Genomic DNA, 24,858 nt, shown 5'->3' with positions numbered 1-24,858 from the left:
CCTGCCCCAAGATTCCTCCGCGAGTGACGTAACCCCTCGCCTTCTCCCCAAACCTCAGGCATCTTCTCGCCATGCCGACACAGACGCTGCTCGTTGCGCTTACCACGTTCTTCGCCACCATCGGGCCGCTCGATCTGGCGCTGGTATTCCTGGCGCTTACCCGCGATTCGACGCCTGTCGAACGCCGCCGCTTTGCGCTGCGTGGTGTCCTCATCGGTGGGACGATCCTGCTGTTCTTCGCTATTTTCGGTGAGGCAGTCCTCCGCCTCTTCGGCATCACCTTGCCTGCCCTGCGCACTGCCGGCGGCATCCTGCTGCTATTGATCTCGATCGACATGGTTTTCGCCCGGCACTCGGGTGGCACCTCGACCACCACCGAGGAAGATGTCGAGGCTCGTACCCGTCACGACATCTCGGTCTTCCCTCTCGCTACCCCGCTCATCGCCGGCCCGGGCGCCATTTCGGCGATCATTCTTCTCATCACCAGCGCTGAGGGCGACTATCTCAAGGATGCTATGGTCATCCTGGCTTTGCTGCTGATCCTGGCCATGACCTATCTCGCTCTGCGCCTGGCCATCCCCATCCAGCGCCTGCTCGGCGTCACCGGCCTGCAGGTGGTGTCCCGCATCATCGGCGTTCTGCTCACCGCACTTGCCATCCAGTTCATCTTCGATGGGGTTCGCTCGAGCGGGCTGGTCCCCGGCCTGCAATGATTCACGTGAAGCAAAAGCAGATGGCGGGCTCGCTGGTGCGAACCCGCCATCTGCTTGGTGATAATTCGATGTGAACCCGCCGAGCTTACTTGCTCTTGCCGGGAAGCGACTTGCCCGTGGCTGCTGCCTTGGCGATTGCTTCCTTGCTGGGCTTCTTGGCTTCCTTGGGTTTGCGCTGCTGACCTTTAGCCATCTCGTTTTCCTTTCCCTCCGGGGCCGAAGTGGCCCGGAAAACGACTAAACGCTAGACCTCCGCCGGAAGGGTGGCAACTATTTCATCGAGCCGCAGCGGCCTTGCGGTCCGAGCACGGAAAGGCCGCGCGGATCGCATCCGGTAAGAAGGAACATCGTCCACTCGTCTTCCCCGCCATAGAAGGCGTTGCGATCCACTTCCGTGCGCACGCCGGGCATGGTGCCGGTCTGCGTCCACTGCCAGAACGTCCAGCCGCGCTGGTTGTAGCGCATATGGGGTTCGGCGGCTGTCGAGCGCAGCCAGAACGGATTATCGAAGTTCTCGCCTTCTAGGATATCGCGATGGAAGGTCATGTCCGTATAGATGATCGGCACCTTGCCGGTATGGGCTTCCATGGCCGCGAGCATCACGCGGATCTTCTCAAGCGCATCGGCCTTCGATGGCCGGTTCTTGCAGCTCGAAAGGTGGTTCCACTCGAGGTCGAGCACTGGCGGCAAGGCGGTAGGGTCCACCGGCACCTTCTGGATGAACCAGGCAGCCTGTTCGGCCGCCGTGCGGCACCAGGTCATGAAGTGATAGGCGCCATGCGCCATGCCCGAGGCTCTGGCGCGCTCCCAATTGTCATAGAACATCGGGTCGATGTAGTCGCCGCCTTCGGTCGCCTTCATATAAACGAAGCGCGTGCCCCCTGCTCGTGCGGCGTTGAAATCGATGATGCCCTGGTAGCGCGCGATGTCGATGCCCTGGATGGGCATGTTGCGTGCACGGTCGACGCCAGGATGGGGCTTGTTGTCGCCCTTGATCGGCCCGGAATAGCGGGCGCAGGCGGCGACGACGACCAGGAGGGCGACAAGGGCGATGGTCCTGGCGATTTGTCCGGGGCGGGCAAAGGGCATTTGGGCAACACGCAAGAGTACTGAAACGCTAAAATTTGAATCAACATAGAGCGGTTAATGAAAACTTCCGGCAGCCTGCCTTCACCCGTATTAACTCGCTGGCATGGTTAACGGAGCGGCGAGGATCGTAAGAAGTCCCAATGGCGCCCTTTACCTACCCGGCGCAGTCTGCTCTCCCTAGAGGAGGACTGCTGAGGCGATGGTTTCGCGGGTGATGACGGTGGCGTTCCAGGGCATCGAGGCGGTGCCGGTGGACGTTCAGGCCCAGATTTCCCCTGGCCTGCCGCGCTTCAATATCGTCGGCCTCGCCGACAAGGCGGTCAAGGAAGCCAGTGAGCGCGTGCGTGCCGCCCTCTTCGCCTCCGGCCTTGGTCTGCCGCCCAAGCGCATAACCGTCAATCTCGCGCCCGCCGATCTTCCCAAGGAGGGCACGCATTTCGATCTCCCCATCGCCATGGCGTTGATGGCCGCAATCGGGGCCATGCCCCAGGACGCCCTCGACGGTCTCCTTGCGGTCGGCGAACTCGGCCTGGACGGCCGTCTCACCGCCACGGCTGGTACTCTCCCCGCCGCCATCGCCGCCCAGGCGCGCGACCTGCGGCTCGTCTGTCCCAGCGACGCCGGGCCCGAGGCTGCCTGGGCGGGCGAAGACATTGACATCATTGCGCCTGAAACTCTGCTCGGCCTCCTCAACCATCTTGCCGGCCATCAGCTCTCTGCCCGCCCCGTCCCGCAGAAGCGGGTCGAAATGGGCAACCTTCCTGATCTCGCTGAAGTCCGGGGGCAGGAAGTGGCTCGACGCGCGCTGGAGGTAGCTGCCGCCGGCGGGCACAATCTCCTCATGGTCGGGCCGCCCGGCGCTGGCAAGTCCATGCTGGCGTCTCGCCTCCCTTCGATCCTGCCACCGCTTAATCCACGAGAACTGCTCGACGTCTCGATGATCCAATCGATTGCTGGCGAACTGGCTGGCGGCGCCCTCTCGGATCGCCGGCCCTTCCGCGCACCCCACCACTCTGCCTCGATGGCGGCTTTGGTTGGCGGTGGCATCAAGATACGGCCAGGCGAAGCCAGCCTTGCTCATAACGGCGTGCTTTTCCTCGATGAGCTTCCCGAATTCTCCCCGCAGGTGCTCGATAGCCTGCGCCAACCGCTCGAAGCGGGTGAAAGCATCATTGCCCGCGCCAACGGCCGCGTCGCCTACCCTGCCCGCTTCCAGCTCATCGCAGCCATGAACCCCTGTAAGTGTGGCCTGGCCGGCACGCCTGGCCATGTCTGCCGCCGCGGCAATGCCTGCGCCAGCGAATACCAGGCGCGCCTTTCCGGCCCCTTCCTCGACCGCATCGATATCCGCATCGACGTGCCTGCGGTAACCGCCGCCGATATGATCGGTGCCCGCGCCGCCGAACCCTCCGCCGCCGTCGCGCAACGCGTTGCCCGCGCACGCGAGCTGCAGCGCGAACGCTATCTCCAGCACGGTGCCGCCAACGTCCACACCAATGCCGGTGCCAGTGCCGCGCTCATAGAGGTGGTGGTCGACCCCGATCGCGAAAGCCAGGATCTGCTGCTCAGGGCGGCAGAACGCTTTTCGCTCTCGGCGCGTGCCTATCATCGCGTGCTCAAAGTCGCTCGCACGCTGGCAGACCTCGCCGGCAGCGACAAGGTCAAGCGCCCCCATATTGCCGAAGCGCTCGGCTACCGCGTAAGCCTCCTGGCAAGCTGAAGTCCAGGTCGCCCTTGGCCGCTAGCCGTTCGCGTGCTGCAAGGCGTGCATGTACTCAGTCCTGTCGAACGGGTTCGCGCCGATCCTCTGCCGCGTCGGCGGCGTCTCGGTCACCGGAACATATCTCTCGAACGCGCTCTCCATGCTTCCTGCGCCACCTGTAAGGCCCGGCAGCGCCTGCTGGACGGCATGAATATCGGCGGCTGAAATCGTTCCCTCCAACACGCCTACGCCGTCTATCACTGAAGACTCTGTCAGCGCCGCGCCGCTCCGCGCCAAAATCGACAGCAACCCGCCCAATGCATCGGCCGGCGCTTCGATGCGATAGCGACTGATCGGCTCGCATACCAACGTACCGGCGGTTGCCAGGGCCTGCGCCACGACTAGCGGGGCGAGGTTGCGGAAGTCGGCCGCCGTGCTCTCGGGTGCGCGATGCCGAACGGCGATCATGGCGACGTGGCAATCGACCACCTGCCAGCCGAACGCCCCCTGCCTGAGCGTTTCGAGGATTGTGTCCTCGGCCGCGCGATAAAAACTCGCCGGCATCTGCCCGAAATCGGCTTCGAGCGCGAAACTGACCCCCGACCCTTCCGGCCGCGGCTCGATCCGCAACCCGATTGTTGCAAGGAAGGGGTTGGGTTCGCGTCCGATTACCTCGATCGCCTCTCCCGTGCCAACAAGCCGCTCTACGCAGATCACGGTGCTTTCCTCGAAGGCCACGTCGAGCCCGTATTCGCTCAGCAACATCGACTGGATGACTTCCTTCTGCACTTCCCCGTAGAGCGAGACGAAGACGCGATCTGCTTCCTCGTTGCGCCGCAGGTTGATCAGCGGGTCCTGTTCGGCCATCTGGCTCAGCGCCAGCCAGAGGGCTCCATTCTCCGACGGCCGCTTGGCCATCACCCGGGTCTCGAGCGTCGGTGGCGCAAAATAGGCTCGTGTTTCCGATGTCGCGTCTATCCCCAGCTTGTCGCCGATGCGTGCCTTGGAGAGCCCACTGATCCTGCCGATCCGGCCTGCTGCAAGGCTCGGCTGCGGATGCGGCTGGCCACTGTCGAATACCTCGATCCCGGTGACCCGCGCCGGCCCGTTTGGAAGCTCAACCATAGCCCGGGTGCGGATCGTGCCGGCGTCTAGGGAGACATAGGCGATCTTCTCGCCACCCCAGCCCCGTTCGATCTTGAACACCGTTCCTGCAATCTCCGCCAGAGGATCAGGCTGCCGGCTCGGAAGCAGGCCGTCGACGGCTGCCAGCAAAGGCTCGACGCCAATGCCGGTCATGGCCGAGCCGCAATAGGCCGGATGCAACCGGCACTTGGCTACCTGCCGAGCCATGGCATCCGTCAGCCGTCCGGTGTCGATGCTTTCCGGCGCCAGCACGTAGTCAGCCAGCAGAACGTCATCTTCCTCTGTAAGCCTGTCCCGCAGCACAGCACGGAAGGCTTCGTTTTCGACAGCGAAGGGAAAGACCTCTGCCGCCTTGCTGCCGATTTCGAAAGTCTCTGCCATCGCCAGTGGTCGCGTCGACAATTGCGCGGCGAGGTCATCTAGCAGGCCCTCATACCGCGCGCCGGGCCGGTCGACCTTGTTGATGAAGAAGACGAAGGGCACGCCGAGTCGCTTGAGGGCTCGGACAAGAACCCGCGTCTGCGCCTGCACCCCTTCGACCGCCGAGACCACGACGATCGCCGCATCGAGCAGGCCCAGCACCCGCTCGACTTCGGCAATGAAATCGGGGTGCCCCGGCGTGTCGAGCAGGTTGACCCGCGTCGCGCCGATGACGAACGAAGCCACCGCGGCCCTTATGGTGATGCCGCGTTGCCGCTCGAGGTCGAGACTATCGGTCTGGGTGTTGCCGGCATCGACGCTGCCAAGTCTGGCGATCGCACCGGCGTTGAAGAGGAGTCGTTCGGTAAGGCTAGTCTTGCCCGCGTCCACATGGGCCAGAATGCCCAGATTCAAAGTGCGCATGAACCATCAGCTTCTCAGAATTTCGGATGTGATTTTCGTGAGAAGTGAGGCGGCCCATGAGAACCTCTACGTGGTTTGGTTGCGATGGAGGGAAGTTAGGGGCGAGACAAGGGCACTGTCAATGAAGATGCCGCCACTCAGGAGCGGGCGGCATCGAAGGCGTCAGGCAAGGCCGCGCATGCGCAGCCGCCGTTGGATGCGATACGAGAAAGCGATGAGCGCCAGCACCGTCACTACGAACGGGATCATGTGGATGAGCTCGGCCGGAATCCAGTTGAAGAGGTTCGGCATCACGACTGAGAGCGCCTCGAAGACGCCGAAGAGCAAGGCCGCCCACATCGCGCCCACCGGGTGACGCGCGCCCAACAGCACCGCGCCCAGCGCGATGAAGCCGCGGCCCGCCGTCATTTCTCGGGTGAAGCCGATATAGTTGAACATGGCCAGTTGAGCGCCGCCCAGTCCCGCCAGCGCACCGGAAACTATAAGGCTCCAGGCCCGCACCTTATTGACGGCAATACCCGCCGCTTCAGGCGCCGCCGGATATTCGCCGACGCCGCGCAGCCACAGGCCCCAAGGCGTGCGGTAGAGGAAGAACCAGATGAGGAAGACGGTGAGCGCCACCAGCCAGGACAGGATCGAGTGGCCGGAAAGGAAGGCGGTCAGCGTCGGTCCGATCCCCGGAATGGCGGAGAGGAAGGAAAGATCGACGGCCGGCACGGCCTTGGAGGGCAGGTTGATCGAGGTGCCCTTGTCCCCGCCCGTCGCCAGCGTCAGCGCATAGACGGTGGCGCCGGTGGCGAAGATGTTGACGGCGAAGCCGACAAGGATGATGTCGGCCTTGAGCTTCAAATGGAAGAACGCCATCACCGCGCCGAGCAGCCCGCCCGCGACCAGGGCGGCGAGCACGGCCACGTACCAGGGCGCGTAGACCGAGACCACCACGGCGGTGAGGCAGGCCACCAGCATCATGCCCTCGAGCGCCACGTTGAGCGCGCCCGAAAGGTCAGAGATAAGGCCGCCCAGGGCCGCGAAGAGCAGCGGGGTCGTGGTGCGGATAACGGTGACGAAGAAGGTCGCCGAGAAGACGGTGAGCAGGAGTTCGGTCACGGCTGCGTCTCCTGAGCCTTGCTGGGCACGGGCGGCTCGCCCGCCGGCCTGGTGAGGCGGGCGATCAGCTTCTTGCCCGGCACTGTGAACGAGGAGGCGACGAGGAGGATGATCACCGCCTGGACGACGCCGATGACTTCGGCCGGCACGTCGGTGCGGATGCCCATCAGCGCCGCGCCCTGGCGCAGATAGCCATAGAAGAGCGCCACGACCGGCACCGCCAGCGGGCGGCTGCGCGCGACGATGGCGATGAGGATACCCTCGAAGGCGAGGCCGCCCTCGAACAGCACCGTGAGCTTTCCGAAAGCCTGGCCGTTGACGAACATCGAGCCCAGCAGTCCGCCCAGCCCGCCGGCCACCGTCATGGCCGAGACCATGATGAAGGTCGAGCGGATGCCGGAATATTCGGCGAATTTCGGATTGTGCCCGACAAGGCGCAGTTTGAGGCCCCAGCTCGTGCGGTAGAGCGCGAACCACACGCCCAGGATGCACAGGATAGCGATGATGAGCCCCAGATCGATGCGGGTATTGGCGATCAGCGCCGGGAACACGGCGGTCTTGGGGAAGGGATCGGTCATCAGCAGGCCCTTGCCCGGGGGCGAGAGCTGGGCACGGATGAGGTAATTGACGATATCGATGGCGATATAGTTGAGCATCAACGACGAGACGATCTCGTTGGCGCCGAGCTTGGCCTTGGCATAGCCGGGAATGAAGCCATAGATGGCGCCGGCCAATGTCGCGGCGACCATGCAGAGCGGAATGGCGGCCCAGGTCGTGCCGAGCGGGGACATGGCCACATAGGTGGCGGCGAGCGCGCCCATATAGACCTGGCCCTGGACGCCCATCGAGAATTGCCGCGCCTGAAAGACGAGGCTGAAGGCGAGCCCGGTGACCGTGAGCTTGGCGACGTCATCGATCCAGAGGCCAATGGTGCGCTGCTTCTGGAGCGGCGCGACGAGGAGCTGGAACATGGCCTCGAACGGCTCCTTGGACGTGAACAGCACGACCAGGAAGGCAACGAGCAGCGCCATGACGAGCGCGGCAAGCCCGCGCAGGGCCTCGCGGCGGAACAGCGACCAGCGGGAATTGGGATTGGCGGCGGTGGCGGTGAGGCTCATTTGAGGCCTGCCTGCATTTCTTCGGGCGTCTGGGCCGAAAGCCCGAGCATGTAGGTGCCCAGCGTTTCGGGCGCGAGGTCGCCGCGGTTGAGGAAGGCCGCCACGATCTTGCCGCGGTAGAAGACCAGCAGGCGATCGGAAAGGGCCAGGAGTTCGGAAAGGTCGGCCGAGGACAGCAGCACCGCCGCCCCGCCATCGCGCGCATCGGTGATGGAGCGCCAGATGAATTGCGTCGCGCCCAGGTCGACGCCGCGCGTCGGCTGGCTCACGAGCAGGAGTTTGGGCTGCTCGGAAAGCTCGCGCGCCACCACGACCTTCTGCATGTTGCCGCCCGAAAGTGTGCCGACGGCGGCATTGGGGCCGGAGACGCGGATGGAATAACGCTCGATGAGTTTTTTGGCATTGGCCGAGATGGCCTTGAGATCGAGTAGGCCATTGCGGACATAGCGCCTGTCGTCGAGCCGCGTCGACACCAGGTTTTCGGCCACCGAAGCGCCGGTGGCGAGGCCCGAGGCGATGCGATCCTCCGGGATCGAGGCCAGGCCCGCTCCGCGCCGTTCGAGCACCGAAAGCGGCACGATATCGCTGCCTTCGAGGTCGATCTTGCCGGCGGCCACCGGGCGCAGGCCCGCCACCGCTTCGAGCAGTTCGGCCTGTCCATTGCCCTCGACGCCGACAAGACCGACGATCTCGCCGGAATGGACGTTGAGCGTCAGGTCCGAGCAAACGGCGGTGCCGCGTTCGTTGAGGATGGTGACGTTCTCGACGGCGCAGACGCGCCGGCTCTGGTCGGTATCGGCGCGATCGACCTTGAGCGCCACTTCGCGCCCGACCATGAGGGTGGCCAGGCTCTGTTCGGTGACTTCCTTCGCCTTGACCTGCCCCACGGTCTTGCCGGCGCGCATCACGGTGATGCTGTCGGAAATCTCGAGCACTTCGGGGAGCTTGTGGGCGATGAAGATGACGGTCCGGCCCTGCGCGACCAGCGAACGGATGGCCACGAAAAGCTCGTTAACCTCCTGCGGCGCCAGCACGGCGGTGGGTTCGTCCAGGATCAGGATGCGGGCATTGCGATAGAGCGCCTTGAGGATTTCGACGCGCTGCTGCTGGCCCACGGGCAGCGAGCCGACGGGCGGCAGCGGATCGACCGAGAGGCGGAATTTTTCGGAAAGCGCGCGCACTTCGGCAATGGCCTTGGCGCGGTCGAACCTGACGCCGGCGCGCGGTTCGGAGCCCAGCACGACGTTTTCATAGACGGAGAAGGACGGCACGAGGGAAAAGTGCTGGAACACCATGCCGATGCCGGCATCGATGGCTTCGCGCGGATTGGTGAAGCTCACCGGCTTGCCCTCGAGGCGCAATTCGCCGCGATCGGGGCGTTCGATGCCGAAAAGGATCTTCATCAGCGTCGATTTGCCGGCGCCGTTTTCGCCGACCACCGCGTGAACTTCCCCGGCATTGACCGTCAGGTTCACGCCATCGTTGGCCACGGTCCCACCGGGATAGGTCTTGCCGATCCCGATCGCCTCGAGAAGTGGAGCCATGAGTGTATTGTCCTGCCCTTTTTGAACCTTCGGGTTAAACCCCGGAGGGCGCAGAAACAACCCCGCCGAACCTGGTGGCGCGGCGGGGTCGTTCGGCTTCTTACTTCATTACGGTGTCGACGACGATTTCGCCGGACTTGATCTTGGCTTCCTGTGCGTCCACTTCGGCGCGCACGTCGGCCGGCACGATCTTTTCGTACTGGGCGTTCTTGGAGATGCCCACGGCGCCGTCGGCCAGGCCGAGCAGCAGCTTGTTGCCATAGGGGGCGTCGCCCGCAATGGTCTGCTGGAGCGCTGTATAGAGCGACTGGCCGACCTTCTTTTCCACCGAGGTGAAGATCACATCGGCCTGGGCCGGATCGGTCGGCGCAAAGATGGCAGCCTGGTCGCTGTCCACGCCAACGGCGAGCTTGCCCGAGTCACGCACGGCCTGCAGCGCGCCGATGCCGGTGCCGCCGGCGATCGGGAAGACGATGTCCACGCCCTGGGCGATCTGGGCGAGGGCCAGTTCCTTGCCCTTGGCCGGGTCGACGAAGGAGCCGGCGACTGCGCGCGTCACCGACACGTTCGGGTTGGCAGCCTTGGCGCCCTGCTCGAAGCCGACGGCGAAATCGACCACGGTCGGGCCTTCGGCGCCGAGGATTTCGCCGAGCTTGCCGGTCTGCGAGATCTTGGCGGCCGCGTAGCCGGCGAGATAGCCGCCGGTCGAGGTCTGGTAGGTGATGGCCAGGACGTTACCGAAATTGCCGGTCGAGAAATCCGGGGCGTCATCGAAAATGATGAACTTCTTGTCCGGGTACTGGGGAGCCAGTTCCGAAAGGAAGCCGGTCATGTCGAACGTGCCCACGACGATGACGTCGTAATCGCTGTCGGCGGCATCGGCGAAAGCCGGCTGCCACTTGCCGCGATCGGCGCCCGCTTCGATGACCTTGAGGGTCACCGGCAGCTCCTGGGCGGCCTTTTCAAGCCCGGCTGCGGCGGAATCGAAGAAGCTCTTGTCGCCCAGGGTGCCGTGGACGACCAGGGCAACCTTGAGCGGGTTATCCTTTGTGTATTCCTGGGCGGTGACGGCCGGCACGGCGACCGACGAAAGGCCGGCGGCGACGGCGACGGCTGCCGAGGCGCTTCGAAGGGATTTGAGGAAGGACATGCGCACTCCTTAGTGTGCTTGTTAGGACGGGTAGGCGGCGGAAACAGCATAGAGGGCGGCGAGCCGTTCGGCATCGACTTCCTCGATGATCTTGGCTTTGGGCGTACCCAGACGCCCGGACGGATCGATGACCGTCATGCCCCGGGTCACGCCCGGCGCCAGTGCCACGGCGATCGAGGCCTCAAGGCTCCGGGTGACGATCTCGGGCGCCACCAGCACGGCGGCGGCCAGCGGATCGACGAGGTCGAGCACGTCGACGCCCCCGCGCTCGATCGTGCCCTGCCGGATGAAACCGGCGAGGCTCTGCGAAAAGTCGCGTGCCCCAGAAGCCGGGATGCCGGCAAAGATGGCATCGATCCTGTCGCCGGCGATCGGGTGGTTGAGGCAGGGTTCCCAGGGGATGACGACGATATCGAGCGGGGCCGAGAAGACGATCTCGGCCGCCTCGGGGTCGGCATAGATGTTGAATTCGGCGGCCGGCGTGACATTGCCGCGCCCGTAAATCGTGGCGCCCATGATGGTGAGCTGGCCGATGCCGGCGGCGATGGCCGGCTCGGTCCGCAGCGCGATGGCCAGATTGGTCAGCGGCCCGATCATCAAAATATCGATCTTCTCGCCCTTGGCGGCGGCGGCGCGGAAGCTGGCGCGCAGATAGTCGACGGCGTGGATATCGGAGGGCTTTTCGGTGAGCGCCGGGCGCGGCGCCCCGCCCAGGCCGTCTTCGCCGTGAATGTCGGTGGCGTCGATCAAGGGCTGCACCAGCGGTCGGTGGGCGCCCCTGTGCACCGGAATGCTGACCCCGACCGTGGCGAGGACGGCTAGGATATTGGCGGTGGCGACATCGAGCGCCACATTGCCGAAAACAGTGGTGATCGCATCGGGCCGGCGGCCATGGGCGATCAGCATCAACAGCGCCTGGGCATCATCGACACCCCCGTCGGTGTCCAGGATCAGCTTGTTGTGCGGCAAGTCAGGCAACCTCTCTGGCTTTCTCGACCCGCTGCCAGAAGTCCTTGTAGGTCTGGCTGTAATCGTGGCGGATTTGCGCATAGTCCTGCCGCAAGAGCTTTCTGTCGGCAACTAGCCTTTCGCCCGATACCCACACATGGCGCACGTCGCGCCCGCTGCCCGAATAGACGAGCACGGTTTCGACGTCGGGCGTTTCCGAATAGCCGGGGCCGGAAAGGTCGATGGCGATGATGTCGGCGGCCTTGCCGATTTCGAGGCTGCCGATCTCCTTGTCGAGGCCGAGGGCCTTCGCCCCCTCGATCGTTGCCATGCGCACCAGGTCCCGGCTCGAAATCGGCTGGGCCACGCCTTCGCGATGGGAGGCGACGAGACCGGCCAGGCGCATCTCGGCGACCATGTCGTAGGAATTGTTGGCGGCAACGTTGTCGGTGCCGAGCGCCACGACGACGCCCGCTTCGCGCAGCTTGACCGCCGGGCAGATGCCCTCGCGGCCCGAGCGCAGCCCGGCCGTGGCGCAATAGGCGACCGATGCCGCCGGCGCCTTGGCGAAGATGGCGATGTCGTCGTCGGAGAGATCGAGGCAATGGGCGGCGTGGACGCGGCCATTGAAGAAGCCGTCGCGGTCGAGCGCCTGCGTGGCGGTCAGCCCATAGCGCTTGAGCGTCTCTTCGTTGTCTTCGGGCCCTGCCGCCATATGCAGGTGCATGCCCACTCCATATTTCACCGCCACCTCGACTTCGGCGCGCAGCAGGCTTTCGGAATTGTCGACATAGGGGGCGTGCGGACCGAACCAGGGCACGATGCGCCCGTCGGCCGAGCGCTGCTGTTCGATGAAGGCGGAGGCCTTGGCCAGTTCCTCGGCGCCGCGTTCCTCGTCGCCCAGTTGCACGATGCCATAGGCGATGACGGCGCGGATGCCCGCCTGCGACACCGCCTCGGCGATCTCCTCGGCGAAAAAGTACTGGTCGCAGAAGGTGGTCGTGCCCGAAAGCACCATTTCGGCGCAGGAGAGTTTTACCGCCGGCCCGATATCGGAGGAAACCAGCGACAGCTCCGGCTCGCGGATGGAATTGTACCAGCCGTCCATGGTGAGCAGGCTTTGCCCCTCCGAGCGGCCGCGGAACAGCACCATGGCCGAATGGGTATGGGCATTGACGAGGCCCGGCATCACCAGGTGCCCGGCAAGGTCGACGACGTCATCGAAAAGGCTGGTCTGGGGCATGGTCGCGCGCGGGCCGATACCGGCAATGCGGCCATCGCGAATGGCCATCCAGCCATCCTCGATAACGCGGTTTTCGGCGTCCACGGTCAGCACTGTGGCGCCATGGAGAAGCGTCGATACCATTTGACCCCCATCTGGTAAACCGGTTTACATGTCAATGTAATGACAGTCCGGCGGTGCTTGTCAAATGCTATTGCGGCATTCCGCCCGGTCAACGCACAAATTGTTGGCTGGCGCGTGATCTGCCTAAGAAGGCGGCATCGACGCCCGTGCCGAGCACGTCTGGGAGTGGAGCGCGATGAGCCTTAATCCTTTTGCCGCGGATGCGCAAATCCGCGCCCGCATCGAAAATCTGGCCGCTGCCTGCGGCCCGGCGGTTAACGCCGCCGTGGCCGAAAGGCTGGCGGCCCGCCGCCACGCCATCGCCGACAATCTGGGCGGCGTGCTCCTCGCCGAAGAGGCTCGGGCGATCGCCGAAAAATTCGGCCTCGCCTCGGTCGAGGAGCTGATGCTCCTGGTCCTCCCCACCGCCCAGACCATGGCCAGCCCGCCGATCTCGACCTTCTATGTCGGCGCGGTCGGGCTCGAAGCGGACACCGGCAATCTCGTCTTTGGCGGCAATGTCGAATTCCCGCAGACCCATCTCGGCTTCACCCTGCACGGCGAGGGCTTCGTCTTCACGCGCGCCTGGTCGCGCCGCACCTCGATCGCCAGGATCGCCATCGGCGAGGCCCACCCTTGCGCCCATTGCCGGCAATATCTCTCCGAATTCGCGTCGACGAAGAACCTGCGCCTCATCGATCCGCTCGGCCACGACCTCACGATGGCCCAGCTCTATCCCTGGCCCTTCGATCCGGCCTATCTCGGCGAGCCGGGCGCCGATCCGCAGGCGGCGCAATGGCCCGCTCTCGCCCTCGACGAGCCCCATCCCCTGGCCGAAAAGCTGCTGGCCGCCGGTCGGCGCGCCCATACGCCCTATGGCAAATCGCCCTCCGCAGTCGTATTGACCCTCAGGGACGGCGCGGTCGTCAGCGGCACTTCGATCGAAAGCGTGGCCTTCAACCCCACGATCGGCCCGCTGCAGGCGGCTATCGTCGACCTGCTTGCTCATGGCTATCGCTATGACGACATAGAATCGGCGGTGCTCGGCACCGTCCGCGGCGGCGCGGTGGATTATTCCCGCAGCGTCGCCGAATTGCTGGGCGCCATCGCGCCCCAGGCGAAACTCGATATTTTGGGATGGATTGTTTGATGCTCGATGTCGCCAAGGCCAGTTGGGTGGATGTCAAAGCCGCTGCCGAGCGCGGCGTCCTCGCCGTGCTGGCCGTCGGCGCCGTCGAGCAGCATGGCGCCCACCTGCCGCTGCTGACCGATACCGTGCTCGCCGCCGGCGTGGCGCGCCGCGTCGCCATGGGGCTGGATGCCCTGCTGCTGCCCGCGATCGCCTATGGCGACGCCTGGAACAATGAAGGCTTTACCGGCACCCTCTCGCTCTCGCCCACGACCCTGCGCGCGGTGGTGGAAGATATCGGCCGCGGCCTCCATCGTATCGGGGTCAAGGGGCTCGTCACCATCAACGGCCATTTCGGCAACCGCGAACCCATTGCCCTGGCCGCCCGCACGCTGGTGGAGCTAGGCCTCCCCGTCCTCCATCTCGACTATCCGAAACTGGACGTCTTTGCCGGCGAGATCTGCACCAGCGAGCCGGCCGGCAATCATTTCTACCACGCCGACGAGGTCGAAACCTCGATGATGCTGGCTCTGGCCGCCGAGACCGTCGCCATGGACAAGGCCGCACCGGAATATCCGGCCTTCCCCGAGACTTTTGGGCTCGAGCCCATGCAGCTTTCCACCTTCAACCGCTCGGGCGTCTTTGGCGACCCGCGCCCGGCCAGCGCCGAAAAGGGCGAGGCCCTGATCGGAAAGATCGTCGCGGAAAGCCTGCGCCTCGCCGCGATCTGGAAAACCCGCCACTCCCTGGGACTTTGACCATGACCACCCTCCCCGACGATCTCCTCATCAACGGCGCCGATGAAGTCGCCATCCGCCAGGACCTGGCGCTGGTGGCTCTGGGCAAGCGCCCGGCCGACAAGTCGCTGCGCGTCGGGCGCCTGCTCGACGTCCATGGCCGCCGCTGGCACGAAGACCAGGAAATCGTCATTCGCGGCCGCCGCGTCGCCTGGGTCGGGCCGGCCGGCGCCTATAAGGGCGAAATCACCGGCGAGCGCGTCCACGAACCCGACCTCGCCGCCGTCCCCGGCTTCGGCGAGATTCACAAGCACATCGAAAGCTCGCACCTGACGCCAGAATATGAGGCGGCTTTGGTCCTGCCCTTCGGCTGCACATGGACCTGCGAAGCCAGCCACGAATTCTCCAATGTCGACGGGCCGCACAATCTCGAATTCTGGCTGAAAGCCCGCCTTGCCGGCAGCCCCAACAAGATTTTTCCGCTCCCCGGCTCGGCCGTGCCCCCCACCGCCTATGAATGGGGCGGCGGCCATTTCGGCTATGACGAGCAGCAGAAATTCCTGGCGCAGTCGCTGATGGTGGCCGGGCTCGACGAGGTCATGGATTGGCCCGCGGTCTGGAACCAGGAAAACCCCTCCTATGAACGCCTCTGGGGCATGATCCGCGCCACCTTCGAGCAGCGCGGCGTCGTCGAAGGCCATGCGGCGGGCCTCAAGGAACTGCCCGAGATCAACGCCTTTGCCGGCGCCGGCCTCTCGTCCGATCACGAAGCCTGGACCCCCGAAGAGGTGCGCGAAAAACTGCGCCGCGGCCTTTTCATGGAACTGCGCCCGCATTCCCTGCCCGATATCGTCAAGGGCCTCCTCGCCGACGGCCAGGTGGATTGGTCGCAATTCGCGCTCTGCACCGACGACCGCTCTTGCTCGGATACGATGAGGCTGGGCGCCACCGATCACAATGTCCGTACGGCCATCGAGAATGGCCTCGCGCCCGAAATCGCCATCCAGCTCGTCACCATCAACCCGGCCCGCCACATGCGCCTCACCCCCTGGGTAGGCTCGATTGCGCCGGGACGCTATGCCGACATAGTTTTGCTGTCGGACGTCGAAAAGCTCGAAATCGCAAAGGTCTGGGCCGATGGCGGCCCGGTTTCGGAAGGCCGCAAATACACCGCGCCGATTCCCCGGATCGATTGGCCGACCTGGGCGACGAACACTGTCAACATCAAGCGCGAGCTGACGGCCGCCGACTTCGCCATCCCCGCCGAAGCCGGCCGCCAGACCATGCGGGCGGCGCTGCTGCGCCCCTTTCACTGGTCGGATGAATTCATCACAATGGACCTCCCGGTCCGCGACGGAGAGGTGCAGCGGGATGAAGCCCGCAACGTCACCAAGTTCGCCATCGTCGACCGCTTCTCGGGCGAAGGCAAAGTCGCAAGGATGTTCTGGCTGGGCACGGGGCCGAAAACGCCAGACACCGCCCTCGCCTGCTCGATGGGCCACGACAAGCACAATATCTGGGTCGTCGGCTCGTCCGACGCCGCCATGGCCAAGGCCGTCAATGCTCTGCGTCAAAGCCAGGGCGGCTGGGCGCTGGTGCGCTCGGGGGAAGTGGTGGCGACGGTCGGCTACGAGGTCGGCGGTCTCATGACCGCCCGTCCGCCCGAAGCGCTCGACGCCGAGATGAAGCACCTTTACGCCGAGGGTGAAAAGGTCGAGTGGATGTACGAGCCCACCTTCTCGCCGCGCTGGTGGCCGGGTTTCCCGGAACGGCTGGCTTTCGCCACCCTCACCTGCGCGCCGTGGCGCTGGGTGCTGGTGGCGCCCTCGCCTTTGGCGCCCGAAGGTTTCGTCAACGTGCAGACCGGGGCGACCCATCCCATCGTTTGGTGAGATTACGCAAAAACTGACCTACTAAACCGCTTTACTAAACAGTTTCGGTGATCTATCGCTTCTACGGCTGAGGGGAGCCTGATGGCCACGATTCACGATGTAGCTGAAGATGCCGGCGTGTCGCCGACCACCGTTTCGCGCTATCTCAACAACCGTATCGAATTGCCGGCGGCCACGGCCGCCCGCATCGACGCCGCGATCGCCAAGCTCGATTACCGGCCGAACCTGCTCGCCAAGCGCCTTTCCACCGGCAAGACCGAGGCCATCGGCCTCGTTGCCCCGGAAATCGGCAATCCCTTCTTCGCCGAACTGGCGGCCGCCGTCGAGGACGAGGCCGAAAGCCACGGCTACGCCGTCTTCATGTCGTCCACCCATGGCCGGCGCGAGCGCGAGATCGCCGCGCTCAATCGCCTGGCCGACCGCCATGTGGACGGCCTCATCATGATGACCAACGCCCCCGATGACGGCACCCTGGCGCGGCTCCTTGCCGGCCACGAAAACGTGGTGCTCATCGACGAGGACATTCCGGGCGTCGACGTGCCGCGCATCCATGTCGACAATGCGCTGGGCGGCTATCTCGCCGGAAAGCACCTCATAGAGATGGGCCATACCCGCATCGGCCTCATCGGCGGCCCGGACGGCCTGTTCTCGGTCAACGAGCGCCGTGCCGGCTTCGAAAGGGCGCTAGTTGAGGCCGGTCTGTCCCTGGCTCCCGACGATGTGCTGCTGGGCGACTATACCCGCGAATTCGGCCACGCCGCCGCGCTGAAACTCTGCCGCCGCTCCGACCGGCCGACGGCGATCTTCGCCCAAAGCGACTACAACGCCATCGGCATCCTTTCGGCTTTGCGCGAGTTGGGGCTGACGGCCCCCAAAGACCTTTCCATCGTCGGTTTCGACGACATGCCCTTTGCCGAGCTCACGAGCCCGGCGCTGACGACGATCCGCCAGCCGATCGCCGCCATGGGGCGCCTGGGGTTCCAGACCCTGCTGGCTCTTCTCAACAAGCGTGAGGTCGCGCAGATGACGCGGTTGCCGGTGGAACTGGTGATCCGCGATTCCGTGGCCCCGCCCCCCAAGGACTAAGCATTTCATGACCAAGCGCGTATTGATCGCCGGCGAATCCTGGACGGTTCACTCCATCCACCAGAAGGGCTTTGACAGCTTCACCACCACCGAATATTCCGAAGGCGTGAAGTGGCTCAAGGCCGCGCTCGAAGCGGGCGGCTGGACGGTCGATTTCCAGCCCTCGCATGTGGCCGCCCGCGAATTTCCGCACACCGCCGAGGAACTGGCCGTCTACGATGCCGTGATCCTTTCGGACATCGGCGCCAATACGCTCCTCCTGCACCCCGATACCTTCACCAAATCGAAGGTGCTGCCAAACCGCCTCGATGCCGTTCGTGATTATGTCGCGCGCGGCGGCGGTTTCGTGATGGTTGGCGGGTATCTCACTTTCCAGGGCATCGACGCCAAGGGCCAATATGCCGGCACCGCCATCGAGGAAATCCTGCCTGTCACCCTCAGCCGGTTCGATGACCGCGTCGAAACCCCGCAGGGTGTCACGCCAAAGGTTGCCTTGAGCCACGATACCGTTGCCAATGTCAACGGAGACTGGCCCGATCTCCTTGGCTACAATCGCGTGGCACCCAAGGACGGCGGCAATGTCGTTGCCACAATTGGTGCCGATCCGCTCCTCGTCACCGGCACCCACGGCCAGGGTCGCACCGCCGCCTTCACCAGCGATTGCGGTCCCCACTGGGCACCGCCGCCCTTTGTCGAATGGGACGGATACGCTCCGCTCTGGCAGGGCATCGTTGATTGGGTTGCCGGTAAGTAGCGGCAGTTTGGAGCGGTACCTCAGGTGCCGCTCCTCTTCGTTCACTGGTCCCCGGCATAAGCCTCGCGCATCTCGGCAATCTCCTCCAGCGTCTCCTCAAACTGGCTCCAGTCGTCCGCCTCTGCGATCGGCGTCCAGATCGCCTCCACGTCCTCGATCAGCATCGTGCGGGGGCTTTCCCGCGCAAAATACGAATGAGCAAGGTTGGCATTGGCACCCGGCTCGAAGCCCTCCATCAGATCCGCAATCAACCGGAAATCCTCACGAGCATAAATCTCTGCCGAAGGGCTGCGTGCCGCACGCTCCACGCTAAGCGCTCCGCCCCGCCAGTCGAAGAAGAACTGCTCATATGGCGCCTTGCTCTCGGCCAGATAGGGAAACAGCGCCCCGGCAAAGCTGGTGTCCCGCTCCTCGCCTGCCGATTTCAGCCCCAGCCGTCGCAGTAGGGCTGCCGCCAATTGCAGCCTGAATTCGGGCCAGAACGCATTGAGCGCCGGCTCCAGCAATTCGATGCTCGAAAGCGGCACAAGACACTCGGCTAGGCGGGTCGCGTTCCAGGCCACCGCGTCGGGTTGGTTCCCGAAGGCATAAAGTCCGGTCTCATCGAAATAGGCTGCCGTGAAATGCGGGTCGTATGTCGGCAGGAACCGCCACGGCCCGTAGTCGAAACTCTCCCCGGTAATGTTGATATTGTCCGAGTTGAGCACGCCGTGGACGAACCCCGCTGCCGTCCACTGTGCTGCCAGCCGCGCCCCGTTCCGCGCGACGCGCTCCAGGACGTTGGCCGTCTTCTGCGCCATGTCCGGGGCATCGCATCCGGGCATGTAGACCGCCACGCAATAGTCGATGAGCCGCCCAAGGCTGTCGAAATCCTCAAGAAACGCCAGGCGCTGGAAGGTGCCGATGCGGATATGAGAATGGCTCAGCCGCACCAGGACGCTCGATCGCGTCGGCGACGGCTCATCGCCCCGATAGAGCGCCTCCCCGGTCTCGATCAGCGAAAAGCTCTTGGACGTGTAGACGCCGAGCGCCTCCAGCATCTCGGTGGCCAAAACCTCGCGAACCCCACCCTTGAGCGTCAGCTTGCCATCGCCGCCACGCGACCAGGGCGTGCGTCCGCTGCCCTTGGTGCCGAGGTCGAGCAGTCGCCCATCCCTGAGGTCGTGCAATTGCGCAAAGAGGAAGCCGCGCCCGTCGCCGAGGTCCGGATTGTAGGTGCGGAACTGGTGGCCATGGTAGCGTAGCGCGAGCGGTTCCTCGAAACTGCCGGGCAGGGGACGGAACCGCCCAAAATGAGCGAGCCATTCGTCTTCATCCAGGGCGCCCAACCCTACGCGTTCGGCCCATCGCTGGTTGCGGAAGCGCAGAATGGTCTGCGGAAAGATTGCCGCCGCCACGGGGTCGTAGAACTCGGCGCCCAGTTCTGCGTGTCGTTTGCTGGGCCGCGCTTTCTCCATCCCGTTAGCCTTCCTAGCCGATCCGCCCGTTGACCAGCGATTGCGCAATCGGCGCAGGTCGCTCGACCGTCGTGCTCATCTCCACAACCTGCCCGGTTCGCGACGATTTGTCGAAGGCCTCCATGACCTCGAGCACGTGCAGCGCCAGCGCGCCGCTGGCCCGGTGCGGTCGATCGGCGAGAATGCCATGGGCCATGTCGGCCACGCCGAGCGATCGATAATTGCCATCCGCGTAGGGCAGGGCCACGGTTTCGTCTTCCCACTCGCTGCCCGGGCGCTTGAGCTTCACTTCGCCGCCGAAATTATTGGGATCGGGTACGATCAGACTCGCCTCGGTGCCATAGATTTCGAGCGGCAGATGGTTGTGCCCGGCAACGTCAAAACTCATTGCGATCTGCACGATGGCGCCATTGGCAAAGCGCAGCGATCCCGAAACATGGGTCGGCACATGCACCGGCATCGTCTGCCCTTTACGTGGCGCGCTGGTGATCGTGCGTTCCCGACGCGCCATAGAGGTCATGCCCAACACCTGAGCCACCGGTCCCAGCAGATTCACGAGGTCGGTGATGTAGTATGGCCCCATATCAAGCATCGGGCCGCCGCCGAAATCATAATAGAAGGTCGGGTCCGGGTGCCAGCTTTCATGCCCCGGACACATGAAGAACGCCGTGCCTCCGATCGGCTGCCCGATCGCCCCTTTGTCGATGAGCTGGCGCGCTGTCTGGTGCGCGCCGCCGAGGAATGTATCGGGCGCCGAGCCGACGCGCAGCCCCGCCGCGGCGGCAGCATCGATAAGCCGCTTGCCCTCGGCGAAAGCGATGCCCAGCGGCTTTTCCGAATAGACGTGCTTGCCCGCTGCCAGTGCACGCAGGCCGACTTCCACATGGGCGCGCGGAATGGTGAGGTTGATGACGAGATCGATAGAAGGGTCTGAGAGCAGGGCACCGATCGGTTTGGCCACCAGCCCGTGTTCGGCCGCCCGCGCTGCCGCCACTTCCGGCCGAAGATCCGCCACCGCTCTGATGTCGAGCACCGGAAAGTTCCGCGAGGCCTTGATATAGGCGCCCGAAATGTTGCCGCATCCGATGATCCCTACACCCATGCGCCCAGACGATCCTGCCACCTGAAACGAGCCTCCCAACCCGATATTGCGGTACGTTCCTCAATCAGTAGCGCTGCTGTAGCGGCTTGAACAGGGCTCCCGTTGCGGGCCGGGTGCCACTCGGCTAACAACATGGGGCGGCCCGCATCATCCTTCCTGCCGCGCCGCTCTCCGCGCATCCCGAGGTCTTCATGCCCGATCTGCTCATCAAGCTCTACAATCTGCCGGCCATCGATACCGAAGCCCGCGTCGCTGCCAACGGCATCACCATCCGCCGCGCCATGGCGCCCGAGGGCGAGATCATTCGCGAGTGGATCGGCCAGCATTTCTCCCATCACTGGGTAGCCGAAGCGAGCGTGGCGCTCAGCCACCAGCCGGTCGGGCTCTACATCGCCATCCGTGACGGCCGCATGTTGGGCTTTGCCTGTTTCGATGCCACGGCGCGCGGCTTTTTCGGCCCGACAGGCGTCGACGAGGGCGAGCGCGGGCAGGGGATCGGCGAGGCTCTGCTCATCGCTACGCTCAAGGGCATGCGCGAGGCCGGTTATCAATATGCCATCATAGGAGGCGCGGGACCGGTGGATTTCTACCGCAAGAAGCTCGATGCCCTCGAAGTCCCCGATTCCGTTCCCGGCATTTATGCCGACATGCTCAGAAAGACCCCCTGAGGCGCAACGACTTGGCCGCTCGCGGGTTGATCTTTCCCAAGCAATGCCAAGGAGCGCGCCATGGGCAAGGACAAGCACCAAACCCCGTCTAAGGGGGCAGCGGCCTATAAGGATGGCAAGAAGCCCGGGCCGATCAGCTCCCACGTCCAGGTCCGTCCCGCCGGTCCCAATGCGCAGGCTGACAAGCCCGAAAAGTGGGACAAGGTTGATGAGGCGGCGGACGAAAGTTTCCCGGCCAGCGATCCGCCGGCCTACTGAACGGCACAAAAAAGAGAGGCGGGGTTTTGGCCCCGCCTCTTTCGTTTGCACCTAAAGTTCCCCTCAGAGCTTGTCGGTGATTGCGGTCGTATAAGCGCCCTGCGGCTTGTTCGCGATGATCTTCTGGTCGAGCAGGGCCTTTTCCGTGCGATCATAGGCAGCCATGTCGAGCTTGAAGTCATGCGGATCGACCAGCTTGGCGACTTCCTTCATCATGTACTCCTGGTGGGCCAGGGTCTGTGCGCCGGAATCGTCATTGTCGACGACGATCTGGGCCGCCTCTTCCGGGTGTTCGATGGCGTACTGCCAGCCCTTCTGCGAGGCGCGCACGAAGCGGACCATCTTGTCATCGAACGCCGGGTCGGCGAGCTTGTCGCCCATGGCGTAAAGGCCATCCTCGAGCAGGTCGTTGCCCAGGTCCGTGTAGTTGAAGATCACCAGCTTGTCTTCGGTGAACCCGGCATCGATCGCCTGGCCGAGCTCGTTATAGGTCATCACCGAAATGCAGTCGGCCTGCTTCTGGATCAGCGGCTGCACGTCGAAGGATTGCTTCAAGACATTGACGCCGTCCGGCCCGCCATCGGTCGGGATGCCGAGCTTGTTCATCCAGGCGTAGAACGGATATTCGTTGCCGAAGAACCAGACGCCCAGCGTATGGCCCTTGAAGTCGGCTTCCGTCTTGATCGGCCCGTCCTTGGGGCAGATCATCAGGAGGCCCGAGCGCTTGTAGGGCTGGGCGATATTGACCAGCGGCACGCCCTTTTCGCGGGCCGCCAGGGCGCCGCCCATCCAGTCCACGATCACATCGGCGCCGCCGCCGGCGATCACCTGCTCGGGGGCGATATCGGGGCCGCCCGGCTTGATGGTGATGTCGATGCCTTCGTCGGTGTAAAAGCCCTTGTCCTTGGCGACGTAATAGCCGGCGAACTGCGCCTGCGTCACCCACTTGAGCTGGAGCGTGACCGGGTCGGCCGCTTGCGCCATACCGACCGCGGCGAGCGACATGACGCCCGCCAGAAGGCCTCCGATAAGCTTATGCATTGACGTTTCCCCTTTCCCTTGATTACCCGGCTCATCCACCACGGACGGACGGGTGCCAGAAAGTGACGGCCCTCTCGAAGAGGGCTATCACCCCGTAGAAGACGGAGCCCGCGACCGCCGCCACCGCGATCTCCGCCCAAACCATGTCGACATTCATCCGGCCGACTTCGGTCGATATCCGGAAGCCCATTCCCACAATGGGCGTCCCGAAAAATTCCGCCACGATCGCCCCGATCAGCGCCAGGGTCGAATTGATCTTCAAGGCATTGAAGATGAAGGGCGCCGCGGCGGGCAAGCGCAACTTGAAGAGGGTCTGCCAATAGCCCGACGCATAGGTGCGCATGAGGTCGCGCTCCATGTTGCCGGAGGCCGACAGCCCCGCAATGGTGTTCACCAGCATCGGGAAGAACGTCATCACCACCACCACCGCGGCCTTGGACGGCCAGTCAAAGCCGAACCACATCACCATGATGGGGGCGACGCCGATGATCGGCAGCGCCGAGACGAAATTGCCGAGCGGCAGCAGGCCCCGTTTGAAGAAGGGCGAGCGGTCGATGAGGATGGCCACGAGGAACCCCGAGCCGCACCCGATGACATAGCCGATCAGCACGGCCTTGAGGAACGTCTGGTTGAAGTCGGCGAGCAGCGTCGGCACGCTCGAAATGAGCTTGGCCCAGATCATCGAGGGCGGCGGCATGATGACCGTCGGCACCGCAAGGCCGACGGTGACGGCCTCCCAGATGACGAGCAGCGCTGCGCCGAAGACGATGGGGATGATCACCCCGACACGCTGGTCGATTTTCTTGTCACCGATCGCCTTGGACAGGCGTTCGACGAACAGCCATCCGAAGAGCCAGAAGGCGATGAGCGCCGCCCAGAACCAGGTCGGCGCCGGCACGATGCCCGGCAGCGCCACCATCAGGAGGATAGCGCCGAAAAGGGCGATGGCGCCATCCAGCCAGAGCGACCAGCCGAGCCAGAAGCGGCCGAGCGAAACAACCCCGAGCGCCAGCACGGCGGCCATGGCGAACTGGCTGCCGAAGCCCCAGTTGACGAGCAGCGCGAAGGCGAGGGCCGAGACGCCCCCGGCGACGATGGCGAGATAATATTGCAGCTGGCTCATGCCGGGCGCGCTCCCATGCGGGCATTGACCAGTCTTTCGACAAGGCCGACGGCGATGACCAGCACGGCCGCCAGCGCCGAGGCGGCGAACAGCGCCGACCAGATCTGCACGGTCTGTCCGTAATAGGAGCCGGCAAGCAGCCGCGCCCCGAGCCCGGCCACCGCGCCGGTCGGCATTTCGCCGACAATGGCGCCGACCAGGCTCGCCGCAACCGCCACCTTCATCGAGGTGAAGAGGAACGGCAGGGCCGAAGGCCAGCGCAGCTTCCAGAACACCTGGGACGCGGAGGCATTGTAGGTGTGCATGAGATCGAGCTGGATGAATTCGGGGCTCCTGAGCCCCTTCACCATCCCCACCGTCACCGGGAAGAAGGCGAGATAGGCCGAGATGATGGCCTTGGAAATGAAGCGCGCCGTGTCGGCCGGCAGGCCGAGCGGGGGCGCGGTGAAGAGGTTAAAGCCGATGACGACGAATAGCGGCGCCAGCGCTAGGATCGGAATGGTCTGGCTGGCAATGACCCACGGCATCAGTGAGCGGTTCATCGCCCCGTTATGGACGATGAGTACGGCCAGGAGAATGCCGAGCACCGTCCCCATGACGAACCCGGCCAGGGTCGCCGAAAGCGTGATCCAGGCGTGGTAGAAAAGGCTCTTCTTGGAGGTCACCGCGATTTCCCCGGTGGTCTTCCAGATTTCGGTCGCCACCTGATGGGGAGACGGCAGCACCGGCCGGTCCTGCGCCCAGGCATCGAGCACGAATTGCTGCGCCGTCCAGTCGGTCACGCCCTTGTTGGCATAGACCTGGTATTGCCAGGGCGTGTTGAGCCAGAGCGAGGCCACGTACCAGATGACGACGAGCGCCAGGAGCACGATGATGACGGGAATGGCGTTCTTGCCTTGCTGCATT

Annotated in this window: 22 protein-coding genes; 9 read left to right on the top strand and 13 right to left on the bottom strand. The window is 64.5% G+C overall.

Features of this window, described 5'->3' with window-relative positions; translation table 11 throughout:
• Window positions 1–71: 71 nt before the first annotated feature.
• Window positions 72–713 carry a MarC family protein gene (locus JNE37_RS08455; protein ID WP_035033839.1) on the top strand — a complete coding sequence of 214 codons (642 nt, stop codon included), beginning with the start codon at window positions 72–74 and terminating at the stop codon, window positions 711–713.
• A 270-nt stretch (window positions 714–983) separates the two neighbouring features.
• Here the strand turns inward: JNE37_RS08455 and JNE37_RS08450 are convergent, their stop codons facing one another.
• Window positions 984–1,802, bottom strand: a complete 819-nt coding sequence (locus JNE37_RS08450) for a glycoside hydrolase family 25 protein (protein WP_035033838.1) — start codon at window positions 1,800–1,802, stop codon at window positions 984–986.
• Between the two features lie 199 nt (window positions 1,803–2,001).
• On the opposite strand from JNE37_RS08450, the gene JNE37_RS08445 reads away from it, so the two are divergent.
• On the top strand, window positions 2,002–3,522 hold the full coding sequence (locus JNE37_RS08445; RefSeq protein WP_203065944.1) for a YifB family Mg chelatase-like AAA ATPase: 1,521 nt from the start codon (window positions 2,002–2,004) through the stop codon (window positions 3,520–3,522).
• Between the two features lie 21 nt (window positions 3,523–3,543).
• On the opposite strand, the gene JNE37_RS08440 is transcribed toward JNE37_RS08445, so the two are convergent.
• The 7 genes from JNE37_RS08440 to JNE37_RS08410 all read right to left on the bottom strand — a co-directional run bounded on the left by JNE37_RS08440 (window position 3,544) and on the right by JNE37_RS08410 (window position 12,726).
• Window positions 3,544–5,493: an elongation factor G gene (locus JNE37_RS08440; protein WP_203065943.1), complete on the bottom strand. Its 1,950-nt coding sequence runs from the start codon at window positions 5,491–5,493 to the stop codon at window positions 3,544–3,546.
• A 162-nt stretch (window positions 5,494–5,655) separates the two neighbouring features.
• Window positions 5,656–6,600: an ABC transporter permease gene (locus JNE37_RS08435; protein WP_203065942.1), complete on the bottom strand. Its 945-nt coding sequence runs from the start codon at window positions 6,598–6,600 to the stop codon at window positions 5,656–5,658.
• A complete protein-coding gene (locus tag JNE37_RS08430) occupies window positions 6,597–7,718 on the bottom strand; it encodes an ABC transporter permease (RefSeq protein ID WP_203065941.1) in 1,122 nt (373 codons plus the stop codon). The genes JNE37_RS08435 and JNE37_RS08430 overlap by 4 nt, the downstream gene beginning before the upstream one ends.
• Window positions 7,715–9,262 (bottom strand): ABC transporter ATP-binding protein, encoded by a 1,548-nt coding sequence (locus tag JNE37_RS08425; protein WP_203065940.1) that lies wholly within the window; start codon window positions 9,260–9,262, stop codon window positions 7,715–7,717. Before JNE37_RS08425 ends, JNE37_RS08430 begins: the two co-directional genes overlap by 4 nt.
• 100 nt (window positions 9,263–9,362) lie before the next feature.
• The gene (locus tag JNE37_RS08420; protein WP_203065939.1) at window positions 9,363–10,412 is read right to left on the bottom strand and encodes a BMP family lipoprotein; all 1,050 of its coding nucleotides are present in this window, start codon (window positions 10,410–10,412) and stop codon (window positions 9,363–9,365) included.
• 21 nt (window positions 10,413–10,433) lie between these two features.
• Entirely contained in the window at window positions 10,434–11,381 is a 948-nt protein-coding gene (locus JNE37_RS08415; RefSeq protein WP_203065938.1) for a nucleoside hydrolase, read from the bottom strand.
• 1 nt (window position 11,382) lies between these two features.
• Complete coding sequence (locus tag JNE37_RS08410; RefSeq protein ID WP_203065937.1) at window positions 11,383–12,726, bottom strand: amidohydrolase family protein; 1,344 nt, start codon at window positions 12,724–12,726, stop codon at window positions 11,383–11,385.
• 175 nt (window positions 12,727–12,901) lie between these two features.
• Here JNE37_RS08410 and cdd point away from each other — a divergent pair, with 175 nt between their 5' ends.
• The 5 genes from cdd to JNE37_RS08385 all read left to right on the top strand — a co-directional run bounded on the left by cdd (window position 12,902) and on the right by JNE37_RS08385 (window position 18,303).
• Window positions 12,902–13,855, top strand: coding sequence for a cytidine deaminase (gene cdd, locus JNE37_RS08405; protein ID WP_203065936.1), 954 nt, complete (start codon window positions 12,902–12,904; stop codon window positions 13,853–13,855).
• Complete coding sequence (locus tag JNE37_RS08400; RefSeq protein ID WP_203065935.1) at window positions 13,855–14,592, top strand: creatininase family protein; 738 nt, start codon at window positions 13,855–13,857, stop codon at window positions 14,590–14,592. Before cdd ends, JNE37_RS08400 begins: the two co-directional genes overlap by 1 nt.
• 2 nt (window positions 14,593–14,594) lie before the next feature.
• A complete protein-coding gene (locus JNE37_RS08395; RefSeq protein WP_203065934.1) occupies window positions 14,595–16,463 on the top strand; it encodes an adenine deaminase in 1,869 nt (622 codons plus the stop codon).
• Between the two features lie 81 nt (window positions 16,464–16,544).
• Window positions 16,545–17,549 carry a LacI family DNA-binding transcriptional regulator gene (locus JNE37_RS08390; RefSeq protein WP_203065933.1) on the top strand — a complete coding sequence of 335 codons (1,005 nt, stop codon included), beginning with the start codon at window positions 16,545–16,547 and terminating at the stop codon, window positions 17,547–17,549.
• A 7-nt stretch (window positions 17,550–17,556) separates the two neighbouring features.
• Complete coding sequence (locus tag JNE37_RS08385; RefSeq protein WP_203065932.1) at window positions 17,557–18,303, top strand: glutamine amidotransferase; 747 nt, start codon at window positions 17,557–17,559, stop codon at window positions 18,301–18,303.
• A 41-nt stretch (window positions 18,304–18,344) separates the two neighbouring features.
• Here JNE37_RS08385 and JNE37_RS08380 read toward each other — a convergent pair whose 3' ends face one another.
• Both JNE37_RS08380 and JNE37_RS08375 read right to left on the bottom strand, forming a co-directional pair.
• Window positions 18,345–19,760, bottom strand: a complete 1,416-nt coding sequence (locus tag JNE37_RS08380; protein WP_203065931.1) for a protein adenylyltransferase SelO — start codon at window positions 19,758–19,760, stop codon at window positions 18,345–18,347.
• 13 nt (window positions 19,761–19,773) lie between these two features.
• Window positions 19,774–20,862, bottom strand: a complete 1,089-nt coding sequence (locus tag JNE37_RS08375; protein WP_203065930.1) for a Gfo/Idh/MocA family protein — start codon at window positions 20,860–20,862, stop codon at window positions 19,774–19,776.
• Between the two features lie 191 nt (window positions 20,863–21,053).
• Between JNE37_RS08375 and JNE37_RS08370 the strand changes: the two genes are divergently transcribed.
• Together JNE37_RS08370 and JNE37_RS08365 are read left to right on the top strand one after the other, a co-directional pair.
• On the top strand, window positions 21,054–21,530 hold the full coding sequence (locus JNE37_RS08370; protein ID WP_203065929.1) for a GNAT family N-acetyltransferase: 477 nt from the start codon (window positions 21,054–21,056) through the stop codon (window positions 21,528–21,530).
• Between the two features lie 60 nt (window positions 21,531–21,590).
• Window positions 21,591–21,788, top strand: coding sequence for a hypothetical protein (locus JNE37_RS08365; protein WP_035033809.1), 198 nt, complete (start codon window positions 21,591–21,593; stop codon window positions 21,786–21,788).
• A gap of 63 nt (window positions 21,789–21,851) precedes the next feature.
• Here JNE37_RS08365 and JNE37_RS08360 read toward each other — a convergent pair whose 3' ends face one another.
• The 3 genes from JNE37_RS08360 to JNE37_RS08350 all read right to left on the bottom strand — a co-directional run bounded on the left by JNE37_RS08360 (window position 21,852) and on the right by JNE37_RS08350 (window position 24,857).
• Entirely contained in the window at window positions 21,852–22,829 is a 978-nt protein-coding gene (locus JNE37_RS08360; protein ID WP_035090126.1) for an ABC transporter substrate-binding protein, read from the bottom strand.
• Between the two features lie 31 nt (window positions 22,830–22,860).
• Window positions 22,861–23,748: an ABC transporter permease subunit gene (locus JNE37_RS08355; RefSeq protein ID WP_203066350.1), complete on the bottom strand. Its 888-nt coding sequence runs from the start codon at window positions 23,746–23,748 to the stop codon at window positions 22,861–22,863.
• Window positions 23,749–23,948: 200 nt separating this feature from the next.
• Window positions 23,949–24,857 carry an ABC transporter permease gene (locus tag JNE37_RS08350; protein WP_035090128.1) on the bottom strand — a complete coding sequence of 303 codons (909 nt, stop codon included), beginning with the start codon at window positions 24,855–24,857 and terminating at the stop codon, window positions 23,949–23,951.
• Window position 24,858: the final 1 nt, after the last annotated feature.

Origin of the sequence: Paradevosia shaoguanensis, assembly GCF_016801025.1 — a bacterium.
Lineage (GTDB): Bacteria > Pseudomonadota > Alphaproteobacteria > Rhizobiales > Devosiaceae > Paradevosia > Paradevosia shaoguanensis.
Note: the sequence above shows the minus strand (reverse complement) of the source record. Positions and strands in the feature narration are given on the sequence as shown.